Annotated in this window: 7 protein-coding genes and 1 rRNA gene; 6 read left to right on the top strand and 2 right to left on the bottom strand. The window is 56.6% G+C overall.

Going from position 1 to position 9444, the window contains the following annotated elements; all coding sequences use genetic code 11:
• The first annotated feature begins 143 nt into the window (after positions 1–143).
• The 4 genes from ACI3K0_RS18980 (at position 144) to ACI3K0_RS18995 (ending at position 3355) form a co-directional block, all read left to right on the top strand.
• The gene (locus ACI3K0_RS18980) at positions 144–1010 is read left to right on the top strand and encodes a DUF4167 domain-containing protein (RefSeq protein WP_404945964.1); all 867 of its coding nucleotides are present in this window, start codon (positions 144–146) and stop codon (positions 1008–1010) included.
• 294 nt (positions 1011–1304) lie between these two features.
• Positions 1305–2270 (top strand): class 1 fructose-bisphosphatase, encoded by a 966-nt coding sequence (locus ACI3K0_RS18985; protein ID WP_404945965.1) that lies wholly within the window; start codon positions 1305–1307, stop codon positions 2268–2270.
• A 221-nt stretch (positions 2271–2491) separates the two neighbouring features.
• Positions 2492–2821 (top strand): FlxA-like family protein, encoded by a 330-nt coding sequence (locus ACI3K0_RS18990; RefSeq protein WP_148148269.1) that lies wholly within the window; start codon positions 2492–2494, stop codon positions 2819–2821.
• Between the two features lie 318 nt (positions 2822–3139).
• Positions 3140–3355, top strand: coding sequence for a hypothetical protein (locus ACI3K0_RS18995; RefSeq protein WP_404945966.1), 216 nt, complete (start codon positions 3140–3142; stop codon positions 3353–3355).
• A 118-nt stretch (positions 3356–3473) separates the two neighbouring features.
• Here ACI3K0_RS18995 and ACI3K0_RS19000 read toward each other — a convergent pair whose 3' ends face one another.
• Positions 3474–3653 carry a hypothetical protein gene (locus ACI3K0_RS19000; protein ID WP_148148270.1) on the bottom strand — a complete coding sequence of 60 codons (180 nt, stop codon included), beginning with the start codon at positions 3651–3653 and terminating at the stop codon, positions 3474–3476.
• 343 nt (positions 3654–3996) lie between these two features.
• Between ACI3K0_RS19000 and clpB the strand changes: the two genes are divergently transcribed.
• Positions 3997–6597, top strand: coding sequence for an ATP-dependent chaperone ClpB (gene clpB / locus ACI3K0_RS19005; protein ID WP_183828143.1), 2601 nt, complete (start codon positions 3997–3999; stop codon positions 6595–6597).
• Between the two features lie 73 nt (positions 6598–6670).
• Here clpB and ACI3K0_RS19010 read toward each other — a convergent pair whose 3' ends face one another.
• The gene (locus tag ACI3K0_RS19010) at positions 6671–8608 is read right to left on the bottom strand and encodes a M23 family metallopeptidase (RefSeq protein ID WP_404945967.1); all 1938 of its coding nucleotides are present in this window, start codon (positions 8606–8608) and stop codon (positions 6671–6673) included.
• A 773-nt stretch (positions 8609–9381) separates the two neighbouring features.
• On the opposite strand from ACI3K0_RS19010, the gene ACI3K0_RS19015 reads away from it, so the two are divergent.
• A 16S ribosomal RNA gene (locus ACI3K0_RS19015) occupies positions 9382–9444 on the top strand; the annotation flags it as partial.

Raw genomic sequence — 9444 nt, forward strand, 5'->3', positions numbered from 1 at the left:
GATGCGTGAATCAGGTAATTTGACTTTGAAAGCGGCAGGCCGCGTTGGTCGACCTGTACGTAACACGCGAAGTCTTGTACCGGCTTTGACCGGCGAGCCGCGTGGCCCCTTATCAGCGAAGACAGAGAGTTGGTGAACGATAAATGAGGCCAGGACAGCAGAACAAGCGTGGTCGAGGGCGTGGTAGCAACAATAACGGCGGCGGTGGCGGAGGTGGTAACAACAACTTCCAGCGCAAGGGCGGAAACCCGCTCAGCCGGACTTATGACAGTTCCGGGCCGGATGTAAAAATCCGCGGTACTGCCCAGCATATCGCAGAAAAATATGCGACTCTTGCCCGTGACGCGCAAAGCTCCGGCGACCGTGTTATTGCAGAAAACTATTTGCAGCACGCAGAGCATTACAATCGCATAATCGCAGCTGCGCAGGCCCAGATGCAGGATCGCTTCCAGCATCAGGATCGCGGCGAATTCCAGGATCGCGATGGCAACTCCATCGATCAGGACGATATGGATGGTGGTGATGGTAACGATCTCGGCTACGCTCCGCAGCCGATGATGGAAGACCCGCAGCCGCAGCAGCGTCGCGAGCAGAACGCGCAGCCCAATGCCCAGGGCAATGGTAATCAAGACCAGCCGCCGCGCGAAAACCGCCGTGACCGCAATGAGCGTCGTGAACGTCGCCCTGATCGCCAGGAACGTGGCGAGCGTGTGGAGCGTGGCGAACGTTCGGCCGAACCGCGGGCTGTCGAGCCGAAAGCTCCGGCCGCACCTCAGGTAGCGGAAGCTGCCGAGATTTCGGCACCCGTTGTCGAAGACGGTTCCGGTCCGCAGCCGGTGATCGAAGGTACCCCCGCTGAAGTGGCTGTCGAGGAAGAAGCGCAGGCAGAGGCCACTCCGCGCCGTCGCCGTGCTGCTAGCACGCGTCCCCGCCGCCAGCCTCGCAAGAGCGCTGAAGCTGCAGAGGGCGATGATACCGCGCCTGAAATGGCGGATGTGGCCGGCGAATAAGCCTGGTCACATGAAACAAGTTGAAAAATCCGGCCTTTGGCCGGATTTTTTCGTTTTAGGTAAAAATCCGCTCTTTGATGGGTAAAGCCCGCATCGAAACGATTGAATGGCAAGTTTTGCGCCGATAGCGTGCAACCGTTCCCGGATTTTTCTTCATATCCTGATTTTTTAAACGATTATAATGTCTTACCGCACTGCGGAAATTCGTTGCGTTGTCGCAAAATTCCGCTCTAGATAGGTTTTTCGACGGCATAGCGCCGCGATTTTTCCAAAAAATCCGCAGGGAGCGATTTCATGACGACATTCGAAACCTACCTTGAAACCCGCAACGGCACGGTGCTGGACGACGATCTCGTCGTTGTTCTTCGCAACATCGCCGAGGCGACACGGGAGATTTCGGACAAGCTCAGAACATCGTCCCTGGACGGCCTCACGGGTGCCACGGAAATCACCAATGTGCAGGGCGAGGCGCAAAAGCCGCTCGACATCCTTTCCAACGAGATCATGCTGGAGGCCTGCCGCAAGTCCCCTTCAGTTTCCTTCGCGGTATCGGAAGAACTGGATAGCGAAATCGCCATTCATGGCGACGGCAAATATGCGGTGATCTTCGATCCGCTTGACGGTTCCTCCAATCTCGACGTGAACGTCACAGTCGGCACGATCTTCTCAGTGATCAGAGCTTCCACTTCCGGCGAGATTCTGAAAAACGGCCGTGGCCAGCTGATCGCCGGTTACGCCGCCTATGGACCGCAGACGACGCTGGTGCTGACTGTGGGCAAGGGTGTGCAGATCTTCACGCTGAACGCCGAAGGCGTTTATTTGATGACCAGCGCCGATGCGAAGATCGTGCCGGAAGCAAAGGAATTCGCCATCAATGCGGCACGCCGGTCATCCTGGGATGACGCTGTCGCATCCTATATCGAAGAGGCGATCGATACTGGCCACAACATGCGCTGGGTCGGTTCCATGGTTGCGGACACGCACCGCATCTTCAATCGCGGCGGGGTATTTCTCTATCCGGCCGATCGTAACAAGCCGGCCTCTGGCGGTCGTCTGCGGCTGCTTTATGAAGCCAACCCGATCGGTCTTCTGGTCGAAGCCGCCGGCGGTGCGGCAATCATCGGAACAAGCACGATCCTCGATATCGAACCCACTTCACTGCATCAGCGTGTGCCGGTGATTTTCGGATCAAAGAACGAGGTCGACAAGATCAGCGCCGCCTACAGGGAACGTATTGTGGAAGCCGCTGCGGCAGAATGACCGTGCCTTGAACGTCTCAACTTTTAAAAGCCAGGACATCCACTGATGTCCTGGCTTTTTATCTGCAAGCTGGGGATTGAGCGATCCACATATCGCTAAGAAAATTCAGAAAAGCGAGTGCGAATGAGGCTTGTTCTAGGCGGCAAATTATCGGTACTTTTTAGTACCCAAAATTAACGGATGGCTGCGATAATCATTCCGGTTCAACTCGGAGATTCATCATGATCAGTTCCGTAACAAGTTCGACAACCTCTACGCTCCTGTCTTCATCATCGACGAGCAGCAGTACGGCTGCAATCGAAAAACAGATAACCGCGAAGGAAGCTGAACTCGAAGAAGCGAAGGACGCGGAGGAGAAGGCTGAAATTCAGGCGGAGATCGATGCGCTTGAACAACAGTTGCAGGCCGCGCAACAATCCAGCAGTTCATCAGAAAAGCCTTCTGCCGAAAGTAGCCGGCCAGCGGACAAGTTTTCGGGCGAGAGCAGCAGGCTCGGGACCGGAAATTTCGACGAGACAACAGAGTTCGGAGAGCGGGTTCTCTACGTCTGAGATCTGATTGCTTTTGTACTGCAGGATCAAGCCGACCTCGTTGCACAATCAGATTTTGTTGAATTTCGAGCTCGACGGGATCTCTGCGACTTTCGGTATGCGGGGTGGCGGAGAAAAATCCGCCTCTTCTGGAGCAATCCTCCAATTTCGCCTGCTGTGCCGTAGATTTTTGTTTTTGCACATACCTCTATCGAGAAGCAGCCGACAGCTTTCGGGAGAGATGCTTTAGAGACTGTTCGCCAGTTTTTCTTCGATTGCGTCTACACGAATCGATACTTTGATGATTATTGTCTCAAGATCATCTTCGAGATCGAATAAATGTTTTGCGCGATCAAGTATCTCATCGTTTGGCCAATATCGATAACCAACAAAACAACAGATTGGGCGCCGGCTGTATTCTTGCGCAGAAGGCGCCTGATCAGCGGTGAATATGCCGCCGGGTGCCTGATGATGCGCTTTGTCAGCGGCAAGCCTATCTATCGTGCAATGACTGCAGAAGAAGAGCAGGACTTCAGAGAAGAGACATCCATCTGAACTCTGGTCTCATGATCGAGTTCTGCAGGCGATGATGGGATGATTGCGATGGAAAATCGCGATGCTTCTACCTCGGGGCCTAAGCCCAGGCCGACTTGGCTGCCGGCCCGGGTGAAAGTCAAAACAGAGTGCGGATGCTTTCGCATTCGTCGCGTGCCTCATCGAATTCATCGACATGAGCTGCGGCGAGTGCCTGAAAATCTGGGTCCGTGATCTCCGTGATCGCCTGCGGCATGCCGTGGTCCATGATCAAGGTCTTGAATATTCCGATAAGCTGGGTGCTTTTGTCTTCCGACATTAGATCTACCTTTGGTGATACAACGAAGCCTGCCCCCAAAAGCCTCGACAACGATGTGGGTGTGCGCCTCCTGCGACAAAATGGCCAATCACGAGTTTCTGATCGTTAGATCACGGTGGGGTGATCAGAGACGGGTAGTGCCAGCGGCGATCCCGTCTGTTTAGACAAGCGCTAAAAGCTTCAACATGCTCCTTTAAAACCGGAAAAAATGCTCCCATATCTTGGCGGAAGCCAACGGCTGCGAGAGCGCATCCTGCGGCAGGGCTTGCCTCATGAAGGGAGCTCAATCTCAATCATCGGCCTGTGCCTTTATGGAGGGCAGGGCGATTTCTGGAGGTATGAAATGAATATCGAGAAATATTCCGAGCGGGTGCGCGGTTTTCTGCAATCGGCCCAGACCCAGGCTCTATCCGACGGACATCAGCAGTTCGCGCCCGAACATGTCTTGAAAGTGCTGCTCGACGACGACCAGGGCATGGCTTCGTCGCTGATCGAACGCGCAGGCGGCAACGCCAAGGAAGCGCGGATAGCCAACGACGCTGCTCTCGGCAAGCTGCCCAAGGTTTCGGGCGGCAATGGCGAGATCTATCTTTCGCAGCCGCTGGCCAAAGTGTTTTCCACTGCCGAAGATGCCGCCAAGAAGGCTGGTGACAGCTTTGTCACGGTCGAACGGTTGTTGCTTGCGCTTCTGATCGAAAGCTCTGCTTCGACCTCGGCCAGCCTGAAGAAGGCGGGACTGACGGCTCAGGGCCTCAATCAGGTGATCAACGATCTGCGCAAGGGCCGGACCGCCGATAGCGCCAATGCCGAACAAGGTTTCGACGCCTTGAAGAAATATGCACGCGATCTGACCGCAGATGCGCGCGACGGCAAATTGGACCCAGTGATCGGTCGTGACGACGAAATCCGCCGCACGATCCAGGTTCTGTCACGCCGCACCAAGAACAACCCCGTGCTGATCGGTGAACCGGGCGTCGGCAAGACGGCGATCGCCGAAGGTCTGGCGCTTCGTATCGTCAATGGCGACGTGCCGGAAAGCCTGAAGGACAAGCAGTTGATGGCGCTCGACATGGGCGCGCTGATTGCCGGTGCGAAATATCGCGGCGAGTTCGAAGAGCGGCTGAAGAGCGTGCTCAACGAAGTGCAGGCCGAAAACGGCAATATCATCCTGTTCATCGATGAGATGCATACGCTGGTCGGCGCGGGCAAGTCGGATGGCGCCATGGATGCGTCGAACCTGTTGAAGCCGGCGCTTGCGCGCGGCGAGCTTCACTGCGTCGGCGCGACGACGCTCGACGAATATCGCAAGCATGTGGAAAAGGATCCAGCACTTGCCCGTCGTTTCCAGCCCGTCATGGTGGAAGAGCCGACGGTCGAGGACACGATCTCGATCCTGCGCGGTCTGAAGGAGAAGTACGAGCAGCATCACAAGGTGCGGATCTCTGACTCGGCGCTTGTCGCCGCCGCTACGCTCTCCAACCGCTACATTACCGACCGGTTCCTGCCGGACAAGGCGATCGACCTGATGGACGAGGCCGCTTCGCGCCTTCGCATGCAGGTGGATTCGAAGCCCGAGGAGCTGGACGAACTCGACCGCCGCATCATGCAGCTGAAGATCGAGCGCGAAGCGTTGAAGAAGGAAACCGATACGGCTTCCGCCGACCGGTTGCAGCGTCTGGAAACCGAAGTGACGTCTCTGGAAGAAGAGGCGGATGCGCTGACGGCCCGCTGGCAGGCGGAAAAGCAGAAGCTCGGCCTTGCCGCCGATCTGAAGCGGCAGCTTGACGAGGCCCGCAACGAATTGGCGACCGCCCAGCGAAAGGGCGAGTTCCAGCGCGCCGGCGAGCTGACCTATGGCGTCATTCCGGATCTCGAAAAGCGGCTGATCGAGGCCGAAGCCCAGGATACGACCACCAATGCAATGGTGCAGGAAGTCGTCAATCCGGATGCGATCGCGCATGTGGTTTCCCGCTGGACCGGCATCCCGGTCGACAAGATGCTGGAAGGCGAGCGTGACAAGCTTTTGCGAATGGAAGACGAGCTGGCGAAATCGGTTGTCGGTCAGGGCGATGCGGTTCAGGCCGTATCGCGTGCCGTTCGCCGTTCGCGGGCAGGTCTGCAGGACCCGAACCGACCGATCGGCTCGTTCATCTTCTTAGGCCCTACCGGTGTCGGCAAGACGGAACTGACCAAGTCGCTCGCACGCTTCATGTTCGACGACGAGACCGCGATGGTGCGCCTCGACATGTCGGAATACATGGAGAAGCATTCGGTCGCGCGGCTGATCGGTGCGCCTCCGGGTTATGTCGGTTACGAAGAGGGTGGTGCACTGACCGAAGCGGTGCGGCGCAAACCTTACCAGATCGTGCTGTTCGACGAGATCGAGAAGGCGCATCCGGATGTGTTCAACGTTCTTCTGCAGGTGCTCGATGACGGGCGCCTGACGGACGGGCAGGGGCGCACGGTCGACTTCAAGAATACGATGATCATCATGACTTCGAACCTCGGCGCCGAATATCTTACCGCGCTGCGGGAAGACGAGGATTCGGAAAGCGTGCGCGAGCAGGTGATGAGCGTCGTGCGTGCGTCGTTCCGGCCGGAATTCCTGAACCGCGTCGACGAGATCATTCTCTTCCACCGCCTGAAGCGGAACGAGATGGGTGCGATCGTCGATATCCAGTTGCAGCGCCTCCTGAAGCTTCTGGCCGATCGCAAGATCGAGCTGGAACTCGATGGCGACGCCCGCGAATGGCTGGCTGACAAGGGCTATGATCCGGTCTATGGCGCGCGTCCGTTAAAGCGGGTGATCCAGAAATTCGTGCAGGATCCGCTCGCCGAACAGATCCTCGGCGGTCATATCCCGGACGGCTCAACCGTCAAGGTAACCTCCGGTTCCGACCGGCTGCTGTTCCGTATCAAGGGCAGCATGAGCGAAGCGGCGTAAGGCGGCTTAATCAAGGACATAAAAATGGCGGCCTCGGCCGCCATTTTTCGTCAGAGCTATCAACTCAAGCGACCTATTTGCTCGCGACTTCGCTCGGTGTCTGCGTATTCAGCAAAGTATCGATGCGTTTGCGCTCATCCTCGAAACGGGCCAGCGCCGTGCCTTCAAGCGATTTGCCGCCGGGAAGACGCACCTTCATCGCATCCACCTTGGTGCCGTTGACGATCAGTTCGTAATGAAGGTGGGCTCCGGTGGACTGGCCGGTGGAGCCGACATAACCGATGACCTGGCCCTGGGTGACCTTGGCGCCTTCGCGCACACCGCGGGCAATCGCGCTCTGGTGGTTATAGGAGGAGACGTAACCGTTTGCGTGGCGGATCAGCGTCTGGTTGCCGTAACCGCCACTATCCCAGCCTGCCTTTTCGACGATACCGTTGCCGGTGGCGATGATCGGTGTTCCGCGGGGCGCTGCCCAGTCTGTGCCGGTATGCATTAGCGCGCGACCGAGGATCGGGTGGCTGCGCATGCCGAAACCGGATGTCATGCGGGCGTTCGGAACAGGGCTGCGCAACAGAAACTGCCGGATGCTGCGACCGTCCTGGTCGAAATAGTCGACCGAATTGTCGTCGTCCGCATTCTGGAACCGGTAGAAGCGCGTGTCGGTATCGCCGAAATGGGCGTTGACATAGAGGAGCTCGGAGTCCTTGGAGGCCTGTCCCTTTTTGTCTGCAACCGAGAAAAACGCCTCGATCTTGTCGGTTGAGCGCAGCTGCGCTTGAAGGTCGATATTGCTGGCAAGCAATTTGACAAGCAGAGCAGTCATGTCGGTGCTCATGCCATAGGAAAGAGCCGCGCGATAAATGCCGTCATAGACGCTTGGCAGATCGCGGCCCGCCATGATCTGGGGCGGCTGGTCGCTGAAGGCGGATGCAACCGCATCCAGCATTGCCGGCTCTTCGGCATCGACAAAGCGGCTATGGTCATCGAGGCCGATGGTGACGCGGTGCTGGCCGCGCTGATAGAGGCTGGCCCTGACCACCATGACCATCTGGCCTTCCTGGATCACGCCAATGCGGATCACATCGCCAGGGAAAACCTTGTCACTGCCCAAGCGCGCCTGAAGATATCCGGAGAGTTCCTTCGCCTTGCCTTCCGGATAGCCGACCTGGGTCATCGCTTCTGCGATCGACATGGGCCGACGCACGGGAATGATATCGTCTGCATATTCTCGTGTATGCGGTGTTATCGGCTCGGGCGCGGTCACCGACATATTTTCTTCGACAACACGGGCGCTGAGGCCTGATGTCAGATCGACATCTTCGGATGTGGAGAAGCGTTGCGGATCGACATAATAGAGTGCGGAAAGCTGTGCGTCGCCGGCGGTCAGAACCGAGCCGTTCGAGCGCACGTTTTCCTCTACTTCCTCAAGCGTCATCGGCGCGGCGTAAGCGTAGGTGCTGCCCGATGTCGGGAAAGCAAGCGTCTGAAGACTGACTTCGGATTCGACGTTTGACCCGTAAATCAGGCCGGTTCTATTGCCCGGCTGAGGCGGTGCTTCGCTCGAGGCGAAGATCGCAAGAGGATCGAATTTCGGATATGCTTCCGGAGCGACATGGTCTGCGGCAAGATTCATCTTCACATGGGCGAAGGGGCGGCGGCGCACGAGCTCGCGATTGCCCTCGTGGACCACCGTCGACACTTCCATGATCTTGCGATCCGTCGGCATCGCGACGATCTTGCCGCCGAGCAGGCGTTTGCCGCGCTGGACTGAATCATTGTCGTGGTCGCTGGGAACCGAGGCAGATGCCTCTGCCGGGATGGCGAGCTGCTGGCGTCCATCAAGTGCTGCAAAAAGTGCGACACCCATCAATACAGAAGAGGTTATGCCTGTCAGGAACGTGCCGGAGAGCCAGCGGAGCGAAATCTCCCGCTTGTCCGGCGCGCGGCGACCATCAGCAAGAATGGGCGGTTCGTTGCCAAGCGATCGGATCGTGTTGCGGGCCGTGTTCATGCCGACTTAGCCAGTCCCTATATACGCGTTATTGCCATAGGCAGCTTGATGCTGCCTGCAGGACCTTGGGCCAAACATGTGCCCTTTTCCTCGAAATGAGTCAAATCCGCCGCGAACTGCTGTCATATGGCGAGAAGTCCCAAGACGATTTCGAATGCCCTGTAACGCTCTTTCCATGGGATTGTGAATTTGTCGGGGCGGTTTTGAGGCGGGGCGTCACCATCCCGCTAATTTGGCCGGCCTATATAAGAGGACTGGTCGGTGAAATCAGCCGAATTCAGAAAAATATCGAAATTTCGCAATGAATTCATTTGCTTGTCATTTTTCTGTAAAATTTCGAATTGAGCCTGTTGACGTTTTCGGGGGTGTGGGACTATAACCCGCTCACTGACGAGGGCGGCGGCGCTGCTAGCGACGAAGTTTCTCGTTCTAAAGAAAACCACTAAAGATTGGCATTTGCTGATTGGGACCGGGCTCCGGTTAGGTCTCGAAGAACTGATGCGTTTTGGTGTTTTTTTGTGACGGTTTAGGCTTTCGGGTTTTGGATCGTCTGTTATTTGACAATTGAATATGAGAAGAAAGAGAAACGTGGTCGGCGGGTTTTCGCGGACGGTTCTTGAGCTTTAGGGTTTGGGAACGGTCTGTTTAGAAGACAAAATGACGGTCACGTTTTGAAGTGAGAACGATGGAAACGATCGCAGAGATGCGATTGGTGTACATATAAAAATGTTCTCGTCGATTCAGAACAAAGTGATTAGTCATGATTGAATTCTCAACTTGAGAGTTTGATCCTGGCTCAGAACGAACGCTGGCGGCAGGCTTAACACATGCAAGTC

It is taken from the genome of Rhizobium sp. ZW T2_16, from assembly GCF_044987325.1.
Lineage (GTDB): Bacteria > Pseudomonadota > Alphaproteobacteria > Rhizobiales > Rhizobiaceae > Neorhizobium > Neorhizobium cellulosilyticum.